Source organism: Chloracidobacterium sp., assembly GCA_025057975.1.
GTDB lineage: Bacteria > Acidobacteriota > Blastocatellia > Chloracidobacteriales > Chloracidobacteriaceae > Chloracidobacterium.
On sequence record JANWUV010000009.1, the window covers coordinates 35525 to 58860 of the forward strand.

Here is a 23336-nt window from a genome sequence, read left to right on the forward strand (position 1 = left end):
CTGCCATGGACGACCCCGCCGTTGCAAACTTGGTCGCCGATTGGCTCGCTGGCCGCCAGCTGGCGGACGCCGAAGCCGACGCCCTGCTGGCCCGTTTGACGCCCGACGCCGCAACCTATGAGCAGTTCACGGCGCTGATTGCGGCCGTCGCGTCCACCGCCGTCCCGCCGCCGGCCGTGGACGGCGACATTCTGGATTGCTGCGGGACGGGCGGCGGTGGGCGTCCGCGTTTCAACGTCTCCACGACGGTCGCTTTCGTCCTGTCCGCTGGCGGCGTGCGGGTTGTGAAGTTCGGCAATCGCGCCGCCACGAGCGCAAGTGGGAGTTTTGATCTGCTCGAACGATTGGGCGTGCCGGTCGAGTACCCGTTGGAACAGCTGCCCGCCTTACTGGAAGCGACGAATCTGGCGTTTCTCTATGCGCCGCAGTGCTACCCGGCGCTCAAGGCAGCGGCGGCGGCGCGACGACGGTTCGGGCGACCGACGCTTTTCAACTACATTGGGCCGCTGCTGCATCCGCTGCGACCGACGCGCCGGCTGGTCGGCGTCTCGCATCCGCGCATGCAGGCGTTTACGGCGCAGTGGTTGGCGAATGATGGGCGGACGCAGCGCGCGTTGGTCGTGCGCGGCGAGGGGGACTGTGATGAACTCACGCCGCTGGGAACGTCCGTCATCTACGATGTCGCGCCGCAGTGCGTCAGGAAGTGTCCGTGGGCGTCCGAAGAGGCGCTTGAGCCGGTGATGGAAGACATCCCAACCGGCGCGCCGGAAGCCAACCTGACGCTGTTCCGGCGGATTGTGGCGGGCGTGGATACCACTTCGACGGCTTACCATAGCGTTCGGCTCAATGCCGGGCTGGGCTTTGTCGCCGCCGGACGGGCGGCGACCTTGGCGGAAGGGGCGGCGCTGGCCGCCGACTTGCTGGCGAGCGGGATTGTCCGGCGACAGGTCGAAACGTTTCTGGCGTACCTGCGTGACGCCTAATGTCGCTGGTTCACCCGCCAAGCCGCAGGAAGTTGGCGAGCAGCCGCGCGCCGTCCGGCGTCCCGATGGACTCCGGGTGGAACTGCACGCCGTACACCGGCAGCTCCCGGTGCGCCACCGCCATAATGAGGCCGTCGGCGACAGTGCGCGCCGTGATGGTCAAACAGTCCGGCAGCGTCGCTTCGTCCGCGATGAGCGAATGGTAGCGCATCGCCGAAAAGCGTTCCGGCAGACCGGCGAAAAGCGGCGAAGGCGCGGTCAAGATGACTTCGGAAGTTTTCCCGTGAACGATGCGCGGCGCGCGGATGACGCGCCCGCCGTACGCTGCCGCAATCCCCTGATGACCCAAACAGACGCCCAAGATGGGGACGGCGAGCGTCGCGGCGGCGGTGAGCACGTCCCAACACACGCCGAAGTCGCGCGGGTTGTCGGGACGCCCCGGCCCCGGCGACAACACGATGCGCGTCGGCCGCCACCCGCGCAAAGTCGCCAAATCCACCGCATCGTTGCGGACGACGACGACTTCCTCGGTCGTCTGCATCTGGAGCATTTGGTAGAGGTTGAACGTGAACGAATCGTAGTTGTCAATGATGACCAGCATGGCGTTGAGCGCGGTTGCGGAAGGTGTCAGCTGCCGTCAAGCGGCTGTCGTGGTTCGAGCGTTGCTTCAGCGGCTTCAGCTAGGTGCAGCGCCGTGATAACGCTGCGCGCTTTGTTGCGTGTTTCGTCGGCTTCGAGTTGCGGCTGCGAGTCGAACACGACCCCGGCTCCGGCGTTGACGTGCGCGACGCCGTCTTGAATCAGCGCGGAGCGAATGGCGATGGCGCTGTCGGCGTGGCCGGCGAAGTCAATGTAGCCCACCATCCCGGCGTAGAGACCGCGCCGTTCAGGTTCAAGCTGCGCCAGCAGTTCCATGGCGCGGATTTTCGGCGCGCCCGTCACCGTCCCGCGCGGGAAGCAACTGCGCATGGCGTCAAACGCCGTTAGTCCCGACCGCAAACGTCCGGCGACATCCGTGGCGAGGTGCATGACGTGCGTGTAGCGTACCAGCCGTGCTATCTCGCCGACCGTGACCGTCCCGATTTCGGCGATGCGCCCGACATCGTTGCGGGCCAAATCAACCAGCATGCGGTGTTCGGCGAGTTCTTTTTCGTCGGCGCGCAACGTCGCGGCCAGTCGCTCGTCCTCTTCGGGCGTCGCGCCGCGCGGCCGCGTCCCGGCCAGCGCGCGCAGCGTCACCACGCCGTCCCGCACCGTGACGAAGGTTTCCGGCGACGATCCGACGTAGGTAAAGCCGGGCGCGTCCGTGTAACGCCCAAACTTCAGGCAGTAGGCGTAAGGGGAGGGATTGAGCGCCACCAGCGCGCGATAAATGGTGAACGGCGCGGCCGTCGTCCGCCGCGAAAAACGCCGCGACGGGACAATCTGGAACACTTCGCCATCGGTGATGTAGGCGCGGCATTGTTCGACCAGCCGTGCAAAGGCCGCGTCGTCCAGCGTCGTCTCGACGCCGGCGAAGACATCGCGCCCGCGCAGAGCGTCGGCGGCGTCGCGCAGCGGCGGCAGCGGCGCTCGGCGGCGAACGCGGTCGTACACCTGTTCAACCATGGCGTCGCCGCCGTAGGAGACGATGTGCAGCTTGCGGTACAGGTGGTCGAACACAACAAACGTGTCGTAGAGACCGAAGCAACCGTCCGGCGCGGCGTAGGGCGCCGCCGACTGTACGGGGACGCCGGCGAGCGTCGCCGTCGCGCCGTAGCCCAGATAGCCGACGAAACCGCCGTAAAACGGCAGCGTCGGCGGAAGCGACCGGCGCTGGTCGGCGACCAAGGCGCTTTCCCGGTCAAGCAGTTCGCTAAGAAACCGCAGCGGATCGTCGGTTTGGGTGTGGCGTTCGGTTCGGCGGTGGAGGTCGTGAACCGTCACGCGGCGGCCGTGAAACGCCGCCACCAAACGCGGCTCGACGCCGATGATAGAATACCGCGCCAGACGCGCGTCGCCTTCCGCGCTTTCCAGCAGGAACGCCACATCCGAGGCGGCGGCCAGTTCATTGTAGAGCGCCGCCGGGGTCACGGCGTCGGAAAGAACCGTCAGACAACTCATGCCGCGCGCTCCATTCGGTAGGGCAGGTGGCGTCCCACCGCCTGCGCGACGGCTGCCGCTTCGGCAACAAGCTGCGCCAACTCGTCAAGGGACAGCGCCTGCGCCGCGTCGGAGACGGACTGTTCCGGTACTGGGTGGCATTCCACGATGAGGCCGTCGGCACCGACGGCGACCGCCGCCCGCGCGGCCGGTAGAACCAAATCCCGGCGTCCGGTGGCGTGGCTGGGATCCACAATGACCGGCAGGTGCGTCAGGCGCTTGAGCAGGGCGACGGCACCAAGGTCGAGGACGTTGCGCGTCGCCGGATCAAAGCTCCGAATTCCGCGTTCGCAGAGGATGACCTGCGGGTTGCCGCCCGCAAGGATGTACTCTGCCGCGCCAAGGAATTCTTCGATGGTGGCGGCCAGCCCGCGCTTGAGAAGCACCGGCTTGCGTACCTGTCCCAGCGCCTTCAGCAGTTCAAAGTTTTGCATGTTGCGCGAGCCGACCTGAAAGCAGTCGAACACGTCGTAGGCGCGTTCGAGGTGGGCGACTGACATAACTTCGCTGACGACGCCGAGGCCGTAGTCCCGTTTCACGGCGTTGAGGAGTTCCAGCCCTTCCTCCTGAAGACCCTGAAAGCTGTAGGGCGACGTACGGGGCTTATAGACGCCGGCCCGCAGCAGCCGGACGCCAAGCGCGGTGAGGGTTTCGGCGACGGTGCGGAGTTGCGTCTCGGATTCGGCGGCGCAGGGGCCGGCGATGACGGCGAGCGGCTGTTCCCCGATAGGGACGCCTGCGATGGAAACCGTGGTGTGGTGGGACGGAGAACTTCGGCGAGCAAGCATCGTGGCGGTTCCTCACAGTTGAAAAAGTGACCAAAAGCAAAACCGCCGACCTCCCAGCTTGGGAAGGTCGGCGGCTCTGAAGAAAGCTGGCGGAGCGTTGGTTTAGTCGTCAATCGCGCGCGCCGGCCGGCCGGCCGAAGCCTTCCCGATGAGGCTCCACCAGTACCAATAGCCGCTAAACGTAAAGTTGCGCGCGTGCATACAAGAACGAGAAACGAATAAGTTGTGGTGACCTTAGCGTTTCGGACGCTCGGACGCAAGCCCTATGTGAGGCCGAGGGCGTCGCGCGTCGCCTGATAGACCATTTCCGGCGTCAGTCCGGTCATACAGCGGTGGTCAATCGGGCAGTCCTTGAGCAGGCAGGGCGCACATGGAACAAGCCGCCGGATGATCCGGGCTGTCGGCGAGAAGGGTGAAATCTGGTTGGGATCGGTTGGGCCGAAGATTGTCACCAACGGACGATCCAGCGCCGCCGCGACGTAGGCCGGACCCGTATCGTTGCTAACGACGACGGCGCAGCGGGACAGCAGCGCCACGCTTTCACGCAAGGCGAGTTCGCCGGCCAAGACGACGGCGCGTTCGGGACGGCGCATGGCGCTGCGGATGGCGTCGCACAACGGGCGTTCGTTGGAAGCACCGAGGAGAAACAGTTGCAGGTCGGGGTGGTCGGCCAGTCGGTCGAGGAGCGCCGTAAACGACGCGGGCGGCCACTGCTTGGCGCGGCTGTTGGCGGCACCGGGGACGACGGCGACGGGGCGGCCGTTTCGCCCTACGTTTGGCAGCTTGGCGTCGAGCGCGGCGTAGGCGGACGGTGCGACCGGCAGCCGGTAGTCAAGCGATGCGTAGTTGACCTGCGTCGCGCCGGTCAGCCGTGTCTCCAACTGCGCAACAAGGTCGAGGTAGTAGTAGATCTGGTGTTTGCGTCGCGTCGCCGCCGTGACGGGGAAGGCGTCGGTGAGGAGGACGCCGCGCGCTTCGGTGGCGAAGCCGATGCGGCGCGGGATGCGTGCGGCGAACGTCATCGCGGCGGCTTCAAAGGCGTTTTGGAAAAGAACGGCCGCGTCAAAGCGGCCGGCGCGCAGTTTGGCGACGCCGGAGAGGAAGGACGCCTGTCGGTTGTCGTACGGCAGCAGGTCGTCGGCCAGCGGCGTATCGGCGAAGAGGTCGGCGACCCATGGGCGTACCATGAGCGTCAGATGCGCGTTGGGGAAGAGGCGGCGCAGTTCGCGCAGCGCGGGCAAGGTCATCATGCTGTCGCCGACCCAGTTGACGCCGCGCACCAACAGCCGGTGAATCATGGCTCTCAGTCCATTCTTGCTGAAGGCGTAATCAAGCTCCAACTGGGGACACCGCACCGGGTGTACGGCCTCCAAGACGGCTTGAAGTTTTTTCGTTGCGATCCTGCTGCGGGCCGGCGGCTCCCACACCTAGGCTTTACGGCGCGAGGTTAACCCGGACGCCCGACGCATGCCGCGCGTTCCGGTGAATCCAGTGCGTTGCGCGCTGAAAGTCGCTGTCGCGCGCCTGAAAGATGTTTTCCAGAAAAACCTGTGGGTTGCGATCCACTAGGGGAAACCACGTGCTCTGTACCTGCACCATGATGCGGTGTCCGGGCTTGAAGCAGTGATCCACGTCTTGCAGCGCGAAGGCGATCCGCTCGACTCGCCCGGGCCGGAGTGGCGTAGGACGTTCAAAGCTGTTCCGAAACTTCGCCCGCATGACTTCGGCGCGGACGAGCATCTGGTAGCCGCCCAAGTGAACGCCCGGCGGCAGCCCTTCGGGGTCCGGGGTGTCGTCGGGGAACACGTCAATAAGCTTGACGATGAAATCGGCGTCCGTACCGGTGGTTGTCACGAAAAGCTCTGCCTCCAGCGGCCCTGTCAGCGTCACCGGCGCAGTGAGCGGCTCGGTCACGTAGGTCAACACATCGGGTCGCGCCGCCGCAAACCGCTGGTCTTCGACCATGTAAGTGATGCCGCGCCGGTTTGTGATCTGGTTCGTGTACGGCACGGGCGTGCGCGGGTCGCTCAGGTAGTCGTCCGCGCCGGACGGCGCGGTGGGCGGCTCAAACGCCAGACGACCGTCGGCGTGGAAGTACAGTTTGGCCGGCTTGAGACCGGCCGGAGGATACTGCGCGTAACGTCGCCATTCATTCGAGCCGGTTTGGAAGATGTAGGCTTCGGGCAGCTGCGGGTCGGGCGCATCCTTGAGGTAATGGGCGAAGAACTTGGCTTCGATTTCGCGGCGGTAAAACTCAGCCGTCGGCTGCCCAAAGTCAATAACTCCAAGGCGGCGGCCGTCGCTGCGCGCCCAGCCGCCGTGCGACCACGGCCCTATCACGAGCATGTTGCGGACGTTTGGGTTGCGCCGCTCGGTGCTGGCGTAGAGCTTGAGCGGCCCGTACAGGTCTTCGGCGTCAAACCAGCCGCCGACGAAGAGCACCGCCGGGGCGACGCGGTTCATGTGGGGAACGAGGTTGCGCGACTGCCAGAAGGCGTCGTAGTTCGGGTGCGCGGCCATCTCGGTCCAGAACCGGATACTGCCTTTGAAGTAGCGTTCCTCGATGTTGCGCAGCGAGCCGACATCAAGGAAAAACCGGTAGGCGTCGGGCGTCGGGAAGCGGAAGCCGGGCGGAGATTTGGTGGTCGGTTCCGGGCGCGCTTGACCGAACGATGAAAAAAACGTGAACGAGTCAATGAGAAAGAACGCGCCGTTGTGGTGCATGTCGTCGCCGATGAACCAGTCGGCGATGGGGGCTTGCGGCGAGACGGCTTTGAGCGCCGGGTGCGCGTCAATCATGCCGGCGGCGGCGTAGAAGCCCGGATAGGAAATGCCCCACATGCCGACGCGCCCGTTGTGGTTTGGGACGTTCTTGAGGAGCCACTCGATGGTGTCGTAGGTGTCGGAGGCTTCGTCAATCTCCTGTCCGCGCTTGTTGGGGTTGTGCGGGCGCATGTTGACGAACTCGCCTTCCGACATGTAGCGCCCCCGTACGTCTTGAAACACGAAGATGTAACCGTCGCGCATCATTTCATCCGACGGCCCGATCCGCTGCCGGTAGCCCTCGCCGTAGGGCGCGCAACTGTAGGGCGTCCGGTTGAGCATGATGGGGTAGGGGCGGGAGGTGTCGCGCGGCGCGTAGATGCTCGTAAAGAGCTTGACGCCGTCACGCATCGGGATAGCGACTTCGGTTTTGGTGTAGTGCGCGGCGACATCAAAACCGTCGGAAGTGGTTGTTTGTGGTACGGTAGCTGTATACCCCAACCGTACAGCTGACAGGTTGGAGGCCAAACCGCTGATCAGTGCGAAGCTGATGATGAGTATCCACGGCGTCCATTGCCGCCGGACTGAGGGTGACATAACGATAAAGCTCCTTACTGGTCGCCTTCACAAACAACCTGCTTTACAAGCTATTTACCGCCGAGGAAATCCTTCGGAAGGGCCTAGGCAGTAGTGAAAGAGTCTTGTCAACCCAAAAACGACGGCGCTGCGCCGCCTAGCGTGGTTTCACGTAAGTTCCCCCGTCTCTCACGCTTTGGGCGACTTCGCGAAAATAGTTCCTGCGTTTGGCGCGTCATGCTTGCGTCCGGCGCAGGCCTTTGAGCAATACACGACATGCTCCCAATCCCTGCGCCATTTTTTGCGCCACGTAAACGGTCGTCCGCATACCGGACAAATTTTCTCCGGCAGGTGAGGCTTTTTGTGCGTCATGGCTGCAGCGTTTATTCTTCCACTGTAGGCGCGGTAGTGTCTGGCGTAGCCAGGGTGTAGGGCTTTTTCAGGTGGGCTTGAGCCCGTGCGTGAGCGTCGAAGACGTTGCGCCGCCGAAGAACCGCCTGATAGGCGGCAACCGCCTCGGCGCGGCGGCCGGCGGCGTCATGCGCCTCACCCAGCCGCAACTGCGCCAGCGTCACCAAATCGGGGTTTGCGCCAGTCAATGTTGTGACGGCGCGCAGGTGCGGCAGGGCGGCGTCAATGCGCCCAACGGTGATGAGGACATCCGCGAGTTGATAATGAATGGCGTCTCGGTAAGCGCTGGCGGACGGCTCCCGGACCAGTTGCTCAAAAAGCGCGATGCCCTCATCCGTTCGCCCCAGACGCACCAAGGTGTCCGCCAGTTCGAGGCGCGCTACATAGTTGGCCGGATACTGGCGCGCAAAAGCTTCCAGATAGGGGAGCGCCTCCGCGTATCGTTTCTCGCGTTTGTAGAGCGCGATCAACAGAAGTCGTGCTACTTCACGCGCCGTACGCCCTTCGTCGGCGACTTTGACAACCAATGCAAGCCCGCGCTTCTTCGAACCGCGAACACCGCCCAGCGCCGCAAGGATTTTGACCGGCAGCGGCAACGACCCCATGACGTAGTTGTACAGCCCGATGGAAAGGTTGGCGTCGGTGTAGTCGGGGGCAAGTTTGAGCACCTCGCGATGCAGGGCGACCGCCTGGTTGCTGTGACTAAGCGCCGCGAGAAAGGCGCGGGTGATGGTGGCTTCATAAGCCCCAAGCAGACCATGGGCTGCGCCTTTGTAGTACAAGGCCACCGTATCGCGCGGGTTGGTTTTGAGCCGGGCGTCGGCGACTCGTATGACCAGCGCAATGGCTTCTCGGTAGCGTTGATCGAAATCACGGTCGAAGATTTCTGTCGTATCGGCGAAAAAGGACGTTCCGGCGTATGTCGTGGCCTGTAGGCGGCGTAGCCGGTAGAGTTTCTCAGCCCACATACAGTTGGCGATGTCGAGGTAGCCGGCCGGGTGGGTTGGGTCGAGCCGGGTGAGTTCTTCAAACGCGGCGCGCGCACGGCGGTAGTCAAGGTTGTAGAGTGCGTCAAAACCGGCGGCGCGCAAACGCTCAAAGGCCTCCGATGCGGCAGTGGGCGGCGTCTCAACCTCCAAGAGCCGCACCGACGACGCCGAAACCGGCCCTTGCCCAACCCAAAACAGCCAACCAAGTAGGCCTAAGCACCAAAGCGACGGCTGCAAACAACGCATGACAGGCGACCTCCACAGGCCAACATTCGCTCCCATGCCGGGGCATGTTACTATCACTCGTCAATTTTTTCCGCCCGCTATGTCATCAGACTCGCCTCTTACGATCTTGGTTGTTGAGGATGACGCCGCTCAGCGACGACTGCTCAAACTCTTTTTAGAGCAACATGGGTATCGTGTTTTGAGCGCGGCCGGCGTTGCGGAAGCTTTGGCGTACGGGCGGGATGGATTGCCGGATGCGTTGTTGCTCGATGCTATGCTCCCTGACGGCTCTGGAATGGAGGTCTGTCGCCAAATCCGGCTTCTACCGGCTGGTGAAACGTTGCCGATTTTGCTGATGACCGCCTATGACTTTGAATCGGCTCTCGACGAAGCTTTTGCGGCCGGCGCGACGGATTTCATCGCCAAACCCATCAATCTTCAGGTGCTTGCTCGTCGCCTGCACCATCTGATTCGTTCGGCGCAAAGCGAAGTCAGACGCCGTGCGCAGGAGCGACAGTATCGCACGCTGGTGGAAGCCCTGCCGGATATGGTTGTTCGTGGGCGGCGCGACGGCGTGTTGACCTATCTCAAGCCCGGTGAAACTTGTCCACCGGAGATGTTCGAACTGACGCTGAACCACGACACGCAGATAGCCGACGTCCTGCCTCCGGAGGGCGCCGCCGCGATTCAAAAAGCCATCGAGTGCTTGCGAGGCGAATCCCAGCAGGTTGTTGAATATCGCGCGCAGTGTCAGGGGAGATGGTGTGATTTCGAAGCGCGGGTCATTCCAGATGGAGACGAAGCGTTTGTAGCGATTATCCGGGATGTCACGGAGCGCAAAACGACGGAACGCCTGCGCGAAGACTTCACGGCGATGGTGGCGCACGACATCCGCTCGCCCCTGACGGCGATGCAGATGGCGCTGGACTTTTTCGAGCAGCGTGACGCCTACACCGACGCTACGCTCCGGGAAATGATGACGGTCGCCCGGCAAGGTCTCGACAAAGTCTTGCGCTTAGCCGGCGATCTTCTGGAACTGTTCCGCGCCAACCAGACCGGTATGACGTTGCTGAAAGGCGTCGTGTTTCCAAACCTGCTGTTGCGACGCTGCCTGAACGAAATCGCCCTTCAGGCGCAAAACAAGGGCATTACATTGGCGGTGGAGCTGCCTGAGGACTTGCCCCCGTTTGTCGGCGACGGCCCGAAACTGGAGCGGGTGTTTTCCAATCTGCTCTCCAACGCCGTCAAGTTCACTCCGGAGGGCGGGCGCATCACGGTGTGCGGCGCGACGGACGGCGGGTGGGTCGTTGTAAGCATCGCCGACACCGGGCCCGGCATCCCGCCGGAATTTCAGGCGGCGATATTTGAACCCTACCGTCAGAGAGCCAGGCGCAGCAGCCTTGGTTTTGGTCTGGGCCTTGCCATTGTCAAGCGGATTGTGACGGCGCACCGTGGCAGTATCGCCGTGGAAAGTGTGGTGGGGCAGGGAACAACCTTTACGGTGCGCCTGCCCCTGCAACTTGGCTAAAACTGAAACTTCATGGCGAATTGCATCTGCCGTGGTGGGACGGCCGTCGCTACGGCGCGGCCGAAAGCCGGGGCTTCCAGAATGCGCACCGGCGTCCCAAAGTGGCTGCGGTTGAAGAGATTGAACGCCTCCACGCGCAGCAGCAGTGCGTACCGTTCCGAGAAGGCGAAGCGTTTGGTGACGGCGGCGTCCACCAACGCCACGCCCGGCGCGCGAAATGTATTCCGTCCGACGACGCCCTCGCCCGGTTGCGTCAGGCTAAAGGCCGTCAATGAAAGCGGATTCACGCCGGGCGCAAGGGCCAGCCGCTGCGCCCCACGGTTGCGTACAATCAAACCCTGCGTCGTCGCTAGCCGGTCGGTGCGGTTGCCGTCGCGGTTGGTGTCCAGTCCCGTAATGACCGTGAAGGGCTGTCCGGTCTGGAGCGTCACAATCCCCGACACCTGAAAGCCTCCCAGCCAGCGGTTGGACGCCCCCCACGGCAGGTCGTACTGCACGGCTGTTGTAAACCGATGCCGGATGTCAAATGAGGCGCTGCCGCGCTCCAAGCGGGTGATGTTGGGAAGGTCCAACTCGCTCTGCGACCGATTGGCGTTGCCAGCGGTATCAAAGAGGTCGGAAATGCTGTCAATCGCATGCGACCACGTGTAGGCTGACTGGAACGCCAGTCCGGAGGCGTACCGCTGCCGAACGCTGATTTGGAGGGCGTGGTAGGTGGCGTCCGTGTCCGTTGAAAACCCTGAAATCGCGCCGGCGCGGTTGTCGTTGCGGCGCTGAAGAACGATGACTTCGTCAAACGGCCGTCCCGGCCCAGCCTGAACATAGTAAAGCGGCGTCAGCGGCCCGCCGTTGGGCGTGCCGGGACGAATGATGTTCCCACCGAATGTGCCGACATACGCTACCGTCGCCGTCAATCGGTCGGCAATGACCTGCTCGATAGAGAGCGACACCTGCTGTACCCGCGCCACCTGCATGTTGCGGCGCGGCAGGGTGAAAGCCAGCGCGAAATTCCGGCGGTCAAACAAGTCGCCCAGAAACACAGCCGGTGAGCCGACAATGATTGGTACGCAGCCTGCCGCTGTCGGCGATGAGGTTTGCTCACTCGTCGCAGCGGGCAGTCCCGGCACGCGCCCGCCGCAGGTACCGCCGCCGGACGGCCCCAAGAAGATCGCCGGATTGGAGCGCAAAATGTCGGGGAAAACAATTCCTGACCGGAAATTGGCCTGCGTGCTATTGGGAAACAGGTTGCGCGACTGTCCGACGATCGTCAGGGGGATGATGTCAAAAAACATGCCGTATCCGGCGCGCACCGCCGTACGACCGTCCCCGAAAACATCCCACGCCAACCCGGCGCGGCCGGCGACGTTGGTGCGCGCCGGGTCATATATACCGCGCCGTCCGTTAACGAATGCCCGGTAGTTGTTCAGCGCCGCAAAGAACGCTGCGGTGCGGGGTTGGTCAGTCGGCGCGACGGGGAAGTCTTCCGGACGGACGGCGAGCCGGCGGCGCAACCGTCCGTCGGCGGTTTCCGGCACGGTGTTAAGCTCATACCGACCGCCGCCCCGGACGACGACGCGCGAACCGAGCCGTAGCGTCTCGCTCACAAAAACGTTGTACTCCGTCGTTTGCAAGCCCAAAGTGGAGTTTGGGTCCTGCACGAATGTCTGCCGGATGTCAGACGGCAATCCCAGGCCAACAAAGTCAATCCCGCTGGCGTAACGTGGCGAGCCGGTAGGCGTGATGACAATGTTCGGCGCAAAGCTTAGCGTCAGCCGGTAGTTGAGATCGGCGAAGCTGTTGGAGCGAATCACGCGGATGTCCGCGCCGGCTTTGAGCGTTCCGGGGCCGTGATTCCAGATGAAAGTATCCGCGACGTGGATGGTGTTGGTGACGCGCCCCTGCGGGAAAATACTCGGATCAACGCCGATGCTGCTGTAGGGTAGGGCGACCACACGCCCCACCGGGCCGCTGCGGCCATCGGGACGCCCGTCGCCGGTCAGGTCCACGCCAATCGAGCGGGTTTGGAAGATGAATGGACTGCTCGGAAGTTCGTCAAAGCCCAACCGTTGGCGGCCGTAGGAGAGTCGCAGCTGGTTTGAGAATTGGTCGGAGAAGCGCGTTGTGAAATCCAGCGCGACGTTGTGGGTTCGCGTATGCGAGTCCACCCCGGAGTTGATGGCGTCGCCGACGTTGGGAAGGCGTCCCCGGTCGTCGCTGAGGTTGTAGCGCGCCGTGAAGAGCGTCGGGCGGCCGAACGGCTCAAACTGGTAGTCGCTGCGGATGGAAAACAGCGTTGCTGCGCTGTTGCCCGCCAAAAACTGCGTCAGCGTGTTGCCGCCGTGCGGCCCAAGGGGATTGTTCGGCAGCGGGTAGAGGTCAAGTAAATCGCGTCCAAGCAGGCTTTGAGGCTGGCCAATTGCCAGCGCCGCCGCGCGTTCAGCAGCAGTGGGCACGGCGAAATGCGTCGCCTGCGTACGATTGACGCCGATGCGTTCAAAAGCCGTGAAGAAGTGCCAGCGGTTGCGCCGCAGTGGCCCGCCCAGCGTTCCCCCTGACTGGTGACGAGTAAAAGCTGGTTTGCCGATTCGCACCGAACCGGCGCGGAAGTCAAACGGATCGCGTGCGTTTAGCCGCGCGTCGTTGAAAAACGAATAAAAGTTGCCATGAAACTCATTTTCGCCGGTGCGCGACACGACATTGATTTGTCCGCCGCCGTTGCGCCCGCTTTCGGCGTCGGCCAGCAGCGTCGTGATCTGAAACTCACGCAAGCTTTCAATCGTCTGGGGAGCGGTCGCTACGTAGCCGCGTCGCCGGCCGCCGACTTCCTGATCGTTGTTATCCGCGCCGTCAATCGTGAAGTTGTTGCCGCGCGCCCGGACGCCATTGACCACAAAATCGCCGCCGCCCACGTTCGGGCCAATGCCAGGGCCGCTCACGCCGAAGAAGGCCGGGGGCGGGGCGACGCCCGGCGATAGCAGCGCAAAGGTGTCAAAGTTGCGTATCCCGCGCAGAGGCAGGGCCAAAATAAACTCTGCCGTGGCGCTCCCGCGCAATGCAGGGTCGGCGATATTCGCCTGCGTCGTCCCCGGCGTAGGCGGCGGCGGCGCGCCCGGCGTTGGCGTCGGGGCCGGCGGCGCAGGCGCAGGCGCCGTCGGCGGCTCTAGGATAATGGGTGGCGGTTGGATGATTTTCTCGCGGTTAACTTCTACAACGAAGTTTTCGATGGCGTTCTCGCGGAACCCCTCGGCTTGCGCACGGATGTCATACAGGCCCGGCAAAATTAGGTCAAAACGATAGACGCCGTTGGCGTCGGTGCGCGCCGTCCGGGTCAGGCCGTTGAGTTTGTTGATAATGCGAACAATAGCGCCGGACACCGGCGTGGCGTCGCGCTGAATGACCGTACCGAGAATGGTGCCGGTGGTGGTTTGGGCTTGCGCCGGCTCACCCTGCCACAAGCTGAAAAGTTGCAGCATGAGCCACAATCCGACTAACAGCCGGATGGACGCTCGGCGTTGCGGTGCGCTTAGGTTCATTGGCAATTCCTCGGCTCAAATAACAAAGTATGTGTGTGAAAACTTTCAGGAGCTTGATGGAACAACTGAATCCAACTCATATATGCGCTTCATAGGGAACGCATGACGCGCAGCCTTGTCAACCATCTTCTTGTGCGGTTCGGGACGACCACCTATGATGCAGCGTCCCACTGTCCGGCGGCTTTATCATTGGCTGGCGTGGGCGGGTCGCCGCTTGTGGACTAGCTCGGTCGTCCGGCTATTGTTTGCCTTCAGCTCTGTCATGCCCAATGACGAGAAAGGATGTTTTTCGATGACCCACGATAACTTTTCCCGGTTTGTTTTCCACAAACCGATGGTTGTTCGTTACGGCTTGGTCGGGATGTTGCTGATTGGCCTGCTAGTGCCGGCGCTCCAAACGCCGGCGGCTGTTAGCATGCAGTTTCCAACGGTGCAACCAACGGTGCAACAGCAGGAAGTCTTTGACACGATGACGACGACGCGCGTCGAGCGCATTCTGCGTTCGTTTACCGACGTGCAGTGGCGTGAGTTGGACAACAACGACTACCTCATCCAGCTCAGCGACGGGCTGAAAATACGCCTAGTCAAACGCGACAAGAGCTTGATGCTATCAGCCGCCTGGGGCGGTCAGCGTATGACGCTGAGCCGTATCAACGAGTGGAATCGGGCCAAGCGGTTCGCTAAAGCCTACCTTGATGACGAAAACGACCCCGTTCTGGAAAGTGACTATGAACTCACCGGCGGCGTGACGGAGCAAAACATCAAAGAGTGGATGAAAACCTTCGTGTACTTCGCCAAGGAGTTTCAGAAGTACATGAATGAGTAACAACTGGTGTCGGCTGTCTCTGCTGAGTGAAGGCGTCTGCTGGTTGATTGTCCATTGGTGAGCGCCTTCCGTTGGTTTTGCATCCCGGCCTGTGCCGTAAACAACCCAACGCCAATCCGATGCTTGCGCCCGACCCTGAACTACCGCCGCTCAAGTTGCTTTCGGTTGTCATCCCTGCGCGGGATGAAGCCGAATGCATTCGCTCGACGATCGAGCATTTGCACGTCGAACTGCGCCTCAACAACATCCCCCATGAGATTATTGTTGTGGACGACGGCAGTACGGACGCCACGTGGGAGGTTCTTCAGGCCGCTTGCGCCGACATTCCGACACTCCGGCCGGTGCGCAACCTTGGTGAACATGGCTTCGGCCGCGCCGTCACCTGTGGTTTCGAGCACATGAGGGGCGACGCCGTGGTGATTATGATGGCCGACGAATCGGACGACTGCCGCGATGTCGTTCGGTACTGGCGTGAACTCAATCGGGGCTACGAGTGCGTTTTTGGCAGCCGGTTCATTAAGGGTGGCGGTACGATTGACTATCCCATCGTGAAGTTGATCCTCAACCGGCTGGCGAACACCTTTTTGCGTGTGTTGTTTGGCATTCGACTCAACGATACGACAAACGCTTTCAAAGCGTACCGCCGCGAGGTCATCGAAGGTTGCCGCCCGTTCCTTTCGCCGCACTTCAACCTGACGGTTGAATTACCGCTCAAGGCGATTGTTCGGGGTTACACGTGGACGGTGGTTCCGATTACGTGGCGCAATCGGCGAACCGGTTTAGCCAAGCTCAAAATCAAGGAAATGGGCAGCCGGTACTTTTTCATTTGCTGCTACGTATGGCTGGAAAAGTACTTCAGTCGCGGCGACTATCGGCGTAAACCGAAACTGGCGGCTCAACCCTCCGCTGTAGAAACCGAGAAGGCGGTTCACTAGGACGAGCTCCCACCATGAGGCGACCAAGACGCCATCGGGGTGTGGCGTCCGGCGTCGGTCAGCCGAAGACGCACAGCACCATCCTTTTTACTTGCGCTCCCTAAACTGCTCGTAAAGCTCGGTGTGTCGGCTTGTCAACTGCGCTGGGCGGCCGTCAATGAAGGCGTACTTGACGCGCGTCCGCGGTTCGAGCAGGTCACCGTCTGCGACGACGACGTTGGCTATTTTCCCAACGTCGAGCGAACCGAGCCGGTCGCTCACCCCAAGAATCTCGGCTGGCGAAAGCGTCACGGCGCGCAGGGCCTCCTTTGGATCAAGCCCAAAAGCGGCCGCCATGCCCGCATGATACGGCAGGTCGCGCACATGCGCGCCGTTGTCACCCGTCGAAATGCAAAACTTTACGCCCGCCCGGTGCAGCTTTGCTGCGTTTTCGTAGAGTACGTCGTAGGGGTCGTCTTCACGCGCTGGCAAATCTAGGACGCCGGTGAGGATGACTGGAACCTGCTTGGCTTTGAGTTCTTCAGCGCACATCCAAGCGTCATTGCCGCCGACAATGATCGGACGCAAGCCCATGTCTTCGGCGAATGCTAAGACGGCGCGAATGTCCTGCGCTCGGTCGGCGCGAAAAAAGACCGGCGTTTCCCGGCGCAGCGTCGGGATGAGGCTCTCATACACGACATTCGTCGCCGGACGCGGAATCTTTGGGTCGGCGGCGGCGGCTTCTTTAGCGCGCAGGTAATCGGCTGCTTCTCGCAGCACTTGGCGTAGTTCTTCGACGCGCCGGTCGCGTGTGGCGATCGCTTCCGCCAAGTTGGCTGGGGGTGGCTGGCGAAACGCCCCGAACGGTCCGCCGCCACCTAGATTCAGACGCGGAAAGTTGACGACGAGGCCCAGCGACGGAACGACCGCCATTTCCTGCGGCGACGTGCCGTAGAGATTGATAAGCGCCGCTTGCCCGCAAATCACGCCACCGTCGGGCATCGTCGCCACTGTTGTAATCCCGTTGTAGCGCGTGACGCGCACATGAGCGCTGTGCGGGTTGACGGCGACCAGCGCCCGCGCGTTGGGGTTGTAGTCACCTACTTCGCCCTGATCCACCGTCGCCGCCACGGCCGGAATTTCCACCAGTCCCAGCGAAGTTGCGGCGTCAATCATCCCCGGATAAACCGTTAGACCCCGGCCGTCAATGATCTGCGCCCCGGCGGGGATCGCCGCCGGGGCACCGACGGCCGCAATCTTGCCGTCCCGAATGACCAGCGTTCCGCGTTCAATGACCTCGCCGCTGACTGTGACGAGCCGCGCATCCCGAATGGCGACCGTCGCGCGCGGCGCGATGTCCAGCTTCTGCTGTGCGGAAGCGCCTGAAACCAACCCGCCGAGGACAAGCGCCCCGATCCCGCCCCGGACGGCCCGAGGTAACCGAGCTAACCACTCCACACACATCGTCTTACTCCTTCGTCATCTGCAGACAGTTGTCGCCCAGGCGGTAGGCCGGACGCCGTCGCGCCGGGACCGGCGGCGGCGCGCCGCCCGCCTGCGGACGATTCACCTCAGCGGCTTCGAGTTCGGCGCGCTCTTTTGCCAGTTCCGCACGCCGCGCCAAGTCGGTTTGACGGTCGAAGAAGATTTCGCCGTCCACAAATGTCGTCTCGACGCGCGCATAGACGCTCAACGGATGCGCCGTCCAAATGGCCAAATCGGCGTCCTTGCCGACTTCAAGTGAACCGACGCGCCGGTCAATCCCAAGCTGGATCGCCGGATTGATGGTGATGAGCCGCAAGGCTTCGTTTTCGGTCAGGTCGCCGTACTTCATCACCCGCGCCGCCTCCATATTGAGCCGCCGCGCGCGGCCGTCGTCGTCCGAGTTGAGCGAGACGAGGACGCCGGCGCGCATCATCAGCGCCGCGTCATGCGGAATGGCGTCGTAGGCCTCCACTTTGTATGACCAGAAATCCGCAAAGGCCGACGCGCCGGCGCCGTGCTTGGCGATCTCACGCGCGACTTTGTAGCCCTCTAGCGCGTGCTGAAGCGTCCGCACCCGAAAGCCGAACTCCTCGGCCAAGTTCATCAGCATGAGAATTTCTTCGGCGCGGTAGCAGTGCGCATGAACGTACCGCTTGCCTTCTAGCACCTCGACCAGCGGCTCAAGCTGCAAGTCACGCTTGGGCGGCGGGACGTTTTCACCCCGCGCCTTGGCCGCCGCATACTCGTCCCACTGCCGCTTGTAGTCCCGTGCCCGCACGAAGGCGTCTCGAATCGTTTCCTCAACGCCCATGCGCGAGTTGGGGTAGCGCTGAGTCTGACCTGGAAAGCGGAAGTTCGATCGCTTGGGGTTCTCGCCCAGCGCGAACTTGATGCCAGGCGGGGCGTCGGGGAAGAGAAACTCCTCAATGGGCCGGCCGTACTTAATTTTGACGACCTGATTTTGTCCGCCAATAGGGTTAGCCGAGCCGTGCAACAGGTTGAGCGCCGTTACCCCGCCAGCTAGCGCGCGGTAGAGGTCAACATCGTTCGGATTGAGGACGTCGCGGATGCGACACATCGAAGTCACCGACAGCGAGCCTTCGTTGACCGCGTCAATCATCGAGTGTGAGTGGCAGTCAATGATGCCCGGCAGCACGTACTTGCCCGTGGCGTCAATGACGCGCGCGCCATCGGGAGCGGTCAGTCCCTTGCCGATTTTGGCGATTTTGCCGTTTTCAATCAGCAGGTCGCTGTTTTCGAGCGTGCCTTTCGTGACCGTCAGCAGCGTCGCATTTTTGATGAGCGTTGCTTTGGACCTCTGCTGCGCCCACAGCCCGGTCGGGCAAAACGCCACAACCAGAGCCGAGGCGAACGCCAAGCGCCGGATAAGCAAACAGAATGTCATCGCTTTCAGACTCCTTTTTCACGCAAGCTTGACGGCGGCCCGCCGCCGACGTTGGACAAGCCTTACTGCGGCGGCGCGGCGAAGTTAGAACCTTTCACCTCGGCGGAATTCGCGCGTCAGTTCGCGCGCCGGCCGAATCCCAAACCTTTCACCGAGAATCAGCGCGCCGCGGCCACGCCGGTCGTAAAGTTCTTCAATATCGGCCAAGTAGGCGTCAATGAGCGCGTGGTCAATCGCCTGCGGAAAAACGGCGTAGCCTAGGTCGCGCCATGACCGCAGCGCATCGCCGAAGGCGGCGCGTTCTGCAGTAGGCAACGCGGCAATGTACCCTTCGACATCCGCTGCAGAACGGTCTCTCCAACGCAGCGTCGCCGGGTCAAAATCCAACACCTGCGGCGTTGAAAGCGCTCCGGCCTCGGCGGCCGCCGCAAACGTGAGGGACAGCTCGGCCGCCGGGCGTCGTCTTGAAAATGCGCGTAGAAACGACCAGAACTTCATACCGTTTCGCCCGCCGGGCGCATCCAGTTACCGAGGGCGTGTTCCGGTAAAGGCGGCTGTTCCTTGGGGCGATGTCACCGAACCCTCAAGGCTGTCGCCGTTGCCGACGCCGCTAAGTTGCAGTTCGAAGCTACGCCCGCCGAAATCCACTCGTGCTGTCGCCTCCATCCGATTGCCAGTGACTTTGCCGCCGCTCAGTTCAACGTTGCCCAGCGGTCCCAGCGCCAGCGTTCCGTTTAGGTCGGTTCCGCTCTGGCGCAGCGTCAGCGTCGCCGGGAAGCTCTGCGAGCCGAACGAAACCGTCAGACTCCATGTGCCGGTGAAGTCAAAAACAGACGCCCCAGCATTTTCGGCTGCGGTGTTTGCGGGCGGCGGCGCGGCGCTGCGCTTGAAAACAAGCTCTGGTTCGGCGCGGCCGTCCACCACAAAGCCGCCGCGTAGTTCGTCGCTGTGGTATTTGCCGGTAAACGTCGCCGTTTTGGTCGCTCCGTCGCGCGGGAGGTCAGCGACGAAGCGGATGGTCGACAGCGAGGCGTCGTCATCGAGACCCAAGCGCAGCTCGCGCAACTCAAAGTCTTTGTCGCCGATCCGAGCTTTACCTTTGAGTTCCCCGTTCTCACGGGTGAACGTCAGCTTAATGTCTTTGGCTTCCCAAGCGCCGACAACTTCGACGGGGGCGATGTTTGAGCCGCGCAAGTTCATCATCACGCCGTCAATGAAGACAAAGGCCATTTTGCGCTTGGCGTCAAAGAGGTCACCCCGCACGGCAATGAGGTTGGCGACTTTACCAACTTCGAGTGTGCCAAGCCGGTCGGCCAAGCCGAAGATTTCCGCCGGCCGGATGGTCAACGCCCGCAGCGCCTCATCGGCCGGAAGTCCGTTGTCTATGGCTTTCTTGACGTTGGAAAGCGCATCGGCCGGGGCGAGTCCGCCAGTTTGGAAGGCGAAAGGCACACCGGCGGTGTGGAGCACGGCGGCCGTCTTGAGCGCCGCCACGCGCGCCCGTAGGAGCGACAGCGGTTCTGGGTCGGCTTCCGGCGAGAAAGCCGTATTCCGCTTCGGGAAGTTCAACGACAGCAGCACCGTCGCTTTGGCCGCCTTGAGGCGGTCGGCGACTTTGTCCGCTTCGCGCGCACCGGCAATGATGGGTCGCAGGTTGAATTCCTGAGCGAAGTCGAGCGCGCGAATGATTTCGCGTTCGGTATCGGCGTGAAAGACCACTGGCATCTCGCGGTTGAGCGCCGGAAGCAACGCTTCGAGCGAAGGGTCGTCGGTTGGGCGCTTCATACCGCGCGGGTTGGCGCGATAGGCCGCCCAGTGCGCTTGGTACTGTTGTGCGTCCAAAAACGCCTGCCGCACCATTGAAAAGACGCCCATTAGTGAGTTCGGATAGCGGTCGCCGGCGACAACGCGAAAGGTGATGTGTAGCGCCACTGGCGTGTGGATGACCATCTCGCGGGGGGTGTCCCCTGCCAGGGCGATGACCGCCGACCGTCCCATCACGATGCCGTCGCGCGGGATAGTAAGCGCTGTGGTGAAGCCGGCCTGCCGAGCCGGTTCTAGACCATCGCCATTAGGACGCACCAGTTCGGCGGCGAGCAGCTCCGGTTGGAAACCGGCTGGTCGGGTTGAGTTGACGAGACCGCCGACGGGGACGGCGGGCGGCGGCGCGTTAGGCGCGGCCCGGACAACGCCGGTCGGCGGCGCTGCCGGCGCGGGGGCGGCCTGAAAGCCGACGTGGCTTACGGCGTCCATCAGGCCGGGATAGACGGTGAGGCCTGTTCCATCCAGTTGGCGTGCATCAGCCGGCGGCTTGACATCCGCGCCGACGGCGACGATGAGACCGTTGCGGACAACAATTGTCCCCCGTTCGATGGGCGGCTTCGCAACGGGAATCAAGCGGGCGTTAACGATGGCGTAGGCGCGTGGGCGCGGCACATCGCCCGGTCGCTCGGATTGGGCAAACGCGGATGTTTGCAACGCGCCGCCAAGCAGCAGGCAAAGCAGAACCGGAAGCGTGGCTTTGATCATTGAACGACTACGACCTGAGCACAGGAAAACGCTTTGGGGGTGCAGTCCGCCGTCCCGTCGAAGGCTAAGACGGTGTGGGGAACACGAAGTATGGCGTAGGACTCGCCGTTCGACCAGATGGAAAACATTTTTTTACACCTGCGTCGCCCGCCTGCCCTAGGCAACGTATGCCGCCCGACAAAGGCCGCTTGCCGCGACCAAGGAGGCGTGGTGGAGAGTTGGCGGTAGTCACAGCGGCAAGTATTTCCCGATGATCGCAGCTAGCCGCCGCCGAGTTTCGGGGAAAACCAAATCCGGGCGCGTCATGATGGCGTTTTTGAGCGCCGAAGCATAGGGCGAGGTTGGGTTGTCGGCGGCCAGCCGGCGCAGCGTCCCCCGGACAATGCGCTGCGCCGTGGCGACGTTGCGGTTGAGGAAGTCAATGACCATTTCGGCTGTGACATCGGCGTGGCCTTCGTGCCAGCAATCGTAATCCGTCACCATGGCCAGCGTCGCATAGCTCATTTCGGCTTCGCGGGCGAGCTTGGCTTCCTGTAGGTTCGTCATGCCGATGACCGACATCCCCCATTGGCGATAAACGTTGGACTCGGCGCGGGTTGAGAATGCTGGGCCTTCCATGCACAGGTACGTCCCGCCCCGGTGGACCCGAACGTTGTCTAGTTCGCGGGCGGCGGCTTCGAGATAATCACATAGGAGCGAGCAAACTGGGTCAGCGAAGGTCACATGCGCCACGATGCCGTCGCCGAAGAAGGTGGATTCCTGCGTCCGCCCGCGCGTTCGGTCAAAAAACTGGTCGGGAATGACGACATCGAGCGGTTTGAGTTCTTCTTTGAGCGAGCCGACCGCGGAGATTGAGATAATGAACTCGACGCCGAGCATTTTGAGGGCGTAAATGTTGGCGCGGAACGGTAGTTCCGACGGCAGCAGTAGATGTCCGCGTCCGTGGCGCGGTAGAAACGCCACTGGTACGCCGTCAAGCCGGCCGGTGATGATCGCATCCGAGGGCTTCCCAAATGGCGTATCCATAAACAACTCTTCCGTTCCCTCAAAACCCTCCATGCGATAGAAACCACTACCGCCGATGACGGCATACTTGATGGGCGATGCAGGTAACGTGGTCATACGGGCGTCTTCGTACTCCGAACAAAAATCACGAAGTGAGTCATACGATACCACTCAGGTCGGCGGCGTCGAAGTCGGTTCATCCGCTCTGGTGAGCGGCGGCGAGCCGGCATCTTGGCACATTTTGGATCGCCGGATTGCTTATCTGGCGCGGTCGTGCGGGTTGATTCAGGGTGACTTTGCCCTAATGACGCCGGACGGCGCGGCGGTTGACGATCAACACCCTGCGCCGGATGAGTTGAACTGCTGGCCGGCGCGCTTTCTGACGGCTGTGGCGCAAGAAGACAACGCGGCATTTGTCCGGCGGTATGCAGCGACATTCGTCACAGACCCAGACGCCACGCCGCCGAAGGTCGGACTGTTTGACCGTCTGGCGGAGGTTCCGTCGTTGGCTGCCTACGACGGCGTTCTCGGCCGGTGGTTAGACGCGGCGGATATCATTCACGTCGGCGATTTGATGGCGGTGATGCGTCAACAAGGTGGGCGGCCGCTGTTGCTGACAATGGCGGATGTCCATCCGTCGCTGGCCGTTTCGCGGTGGTGTTTGGTGACGGACGCCGGTCGGCGCAAACGGTTCGAGCCGTTTTTGCGGTTGCTGCGGACACTGGGCGTCGAGGATTTTGATCCGCTCACCATGCAGTGTCGGGTGCTGGAGCTACGGGAGCGATTGCGTGAGGTCCAGCTTGAGTCCGAACGCGCCCTGTCCGCTCAGGCGACTGAGTTTGAACGCCGTCTGCACGCGGCGCTTCAGAAGAAGGACCACGAGGTAGCGGAGGTGTGGCGCGCAAAGGACGCCGAAATTGCCGATTTGAGCGCCCGGCTGGCGGAGCGGGAACAAACGCTGCATGCCAAAAGCAACGAAGTTCTGCATTTACGGCAGCGACTAGCGGAAGTGGAGCGGCAGCTTGAGGCGGCTTCCGCTGATCGCCGCCGTGTCGAGGCGCAGTGGCGACAGGTGGAGGCAGAATGCCGCCAACTGGAGCAACGACTCCAGCAAGCGGAAGCGGAACGCCGCGAGGTTGAGACGCAACTTGGAAACGTTCTCCGTTCGCGTTCGTGGCGAATCACAGCCCCACTCCGCCGTCTGTTCGGAGGGCGATGACACCGGGAGCGGCCC

18 protein-coding genes are annotated in these 23336 nt (G+C 62.6%); 5 read left to right on the plus strand and 13 right to left on the minus strand.

Annotated features, from left to right (window positions below; all coding sequences use genetic code 11):
* The first annotated feature begins 5 nt into the window (after window positions 1-5).
* Entirely contained in the window at window positions 6-983 is a 978-nt protein-coding gene (gene trpD, locus NZ585_09300) for an anthranilate phosphoribosyltransferase (GenBank protein ID MCS7080232.1), read from the plus strand.
* 10 nt (window positions 984-993) lie between these two features.
* Here trpD and NZ585_09305 read toward each other — a convergent pair whose 3' ends face one another.
* From NZ585_09305 to NZ585_09335, 7 genes are all read right to left on the minus strand, one after another.
* Window positions 994-1584, minus strand: coding sequence for an aminodeoxychorismate/anthranilate synthase component II (locus tag NZ585_09305; GenBank protein MCS7080233.1), 591 nt, complete (start codon window positions 1582-1584; stop codon window positions 994-996).
* Between the two features lie 26 nt (window positions 1585-1610).
* A complete protein-coding gene (locus NZ585_09310) occupies window positions 1611-3086 on the minus strand; it encodes an anthranilate synthase component I family protein (GenBank protein ID MCS7080234.1) in 1476 nt (491 codons plus the stop codon).
* Complete coding sequence (locus tag NZ585_09315; protein ID MCS7080235.1) at window positions 3083-3913, minus strand: bifunctional 3-deoxy-7-phosphoheptulonate synthase/chorismate mutase; 831 nt, start codon at window positions 3911-3913, stop codon at window positions 3083-3085. The genes NZ585_09310 and NZ585_09315 overlap by 4 nt, the downstream gene beginning before the upstream one ends.
* A gap of 263 nt (window positions 3914-4176) precedes the next feature.
* Window positions 4177-5211, minus strand: coding sequence for a lipopolysaccharide heptosyltransferase II (gene waaF, locus NZ585_09320; protein ID MCS7080236.1), 1035 nt, complete (start codon window positions 5209-5211; stop codon window positions 4177-4179).
* 136 nt (window positions 5212-5347) lie between these two features.
* On the minus strand, window positions 5348-7273 hold the full coding sequence (locus tag NZ585_09325; GenBank protein MCS7080237.1) for a CocE/NonD family hydrolase: 1926 nt from the start codon (window positions 7271-7273) through the stop codon (window positions 5348-5350).
* A 168-nt stretch (window positions 7274-7441) separates the two neighbouring features.
* On the minus strand, window positions 7442-7624 hold the full coding sequence (locus NZ585_09330) for a DUF2256 domain-containing protein (GenBank protein ID MCS7080238.1): 183 nt from the start codon (window positions 7622-7624) through the stop codon (window positions 7442-7444).
* Between the two features lie 11 nt (window positions 7625-7635).
* Entirely contained in the window at window positions 7636-8898 is a 1263-nt protein-coding gene (locus NZ585_09335) for a tetratricopeptide repeat protein (protein MCS7080239.1), read from the minus strand.
* Window positions 8899-8977: 79 nt separating this feature from the next.
* Between NZ585_09335 and NZ585_09340 the strand changes: the two genes are divergently transcribed.
* Window positions 8978-10405 carry an ATP-binding protein gene (locus NZ585_09340; GenBank protein MCS7080240.1) on the plus strand — a complete coding sequence of 476 codons (1428 nt, stop codon included), beginning with the start codon at window positions 8978-8980 and terminating at the stop codon, window positions 10403-10405.
* On the opposite strand, the gene NZ585_09345 is transcribed toward NZ585_09340, so the two are convergent.
* A complete protein-coding gene (locus tag NZ585_09345; protein ID MCS7080241.1) occupies window positions 10402-13938 on the minus strand; it encodes a carboxypeptidase-like regulatory domain-containing protein in 3537 nt (1178 codons plus the stop codon). The genes NZ585_09340 and NZ585_09345 overlap by 4 nt on opposite strands.
* Before the next feature lie 292 nt (window positions 13939-14230).
* Between NZ585_09345 and NZ585_09350 the strand changes: the two genes are divergently transcribed.
* Complete coding sequence (locus NZ585_09350; GenBank protein MCS7080242.1) at window positions 14231-14764, plus strand: YbjN domain-containing protein; 534 nt, start codon at window positions 14231-14233, stop codon at window positions 14762-14764.
* A gap of 119 nt (window positions 14765-14883) precedes the next feature.
* Window positions 14884-15699: a glycosyltransferase family 2 protein gene (locus tag NZ585_09355; GenBank protein ID MCS7080243.1), complete on the plus strand. Its 816-nt coding sequence runs from the start codon at window positions 14884-14886 to the stop codon at window positions 15697-15699.
* An 87-nt stretch (window positions 15700-15786) separates the two neighbouring features.
* Here NZ585_09355 and NZ585_09360 read toward each other — a convergent pair whose 3' ends face one another.
* The 5 genes from NZ585_09360 to mtnP form a co-directional block, all read right to left on the minus strand.
* Window positions 15787-17142, minus strand: coding sequence for an amidohydrolase family protein (locus tag NZ585_09360; GenBank protein MCS7080244.1), 1356 nt, complete (start codon window positions 17140-17142; stop codon window positions 15787-15789).
* Between the two features lie 4 nt (window positions 17143-17146).
* Window positions 17147-18568, minus strand: a complete 1422-nt coding sequence (locus NZ585_09365) for an amidohydrolase family protein (GenBank protein ID MCS7080245.1) — start codon at window positions 18566-18568, stop codon at window positions 17147-17149.
* 84 nt (window positions 18569-18652) lie between these two features.
* Window positions 18653-19066, minus strand: coding sequence for a hypothetical protein (locus tag NZ585_09370; protein ID MCS7080246.1), 414 nt, complete (start codon window positions 19064-19066; stop codon window positions 18653-18655).
* A 27-nt stretch (window positions 19067-19093) separates the two neighbouring features.
* The gene (locus tag NZ585_09375) at window positions 19094-21097 is read right to left on the minus strand and encodes an amidohydrolase family protein (GenBank protein ID MCS7080247.1); all 2004 of its coding nucleotides are present in this window, start codon (window positions 21095-21097) and stop codon (window positions 19094-19096) included.
* 228 nt (window positions 21098-21325) lie between these two features.
* Window positions 21326-22219: an S-methyl-5'-thioadenosine phosphorylase gene (gene mtnP, locus NZ585_09380; GenBank protein MCS7080248.1), complete on the minus strand. Its 894-nt coding sequence runs from the start codon at window positions 22217-22219 to the stop codon at window positions 21326-21328.
* Between mtnP and NZ585_09385 the strand changes: the two genes are divergently transcribed.
* The gene (locus tag NZ585_09385; protein MCS7080249.1) at window positions 22179-23321 is read left to right on the plus strand and encodes a hypothetical protein; all 1143 of its coding nucleotides are present in this window, start codon (window positions 22179-22181) and stop codon (window positions 23319-23321) included. The genes mtnP and NZ585_09385 overlap by 41 nt on opposite strands.
* Window positions 23322-23336 lie beyond the last annotated feature (15 nt).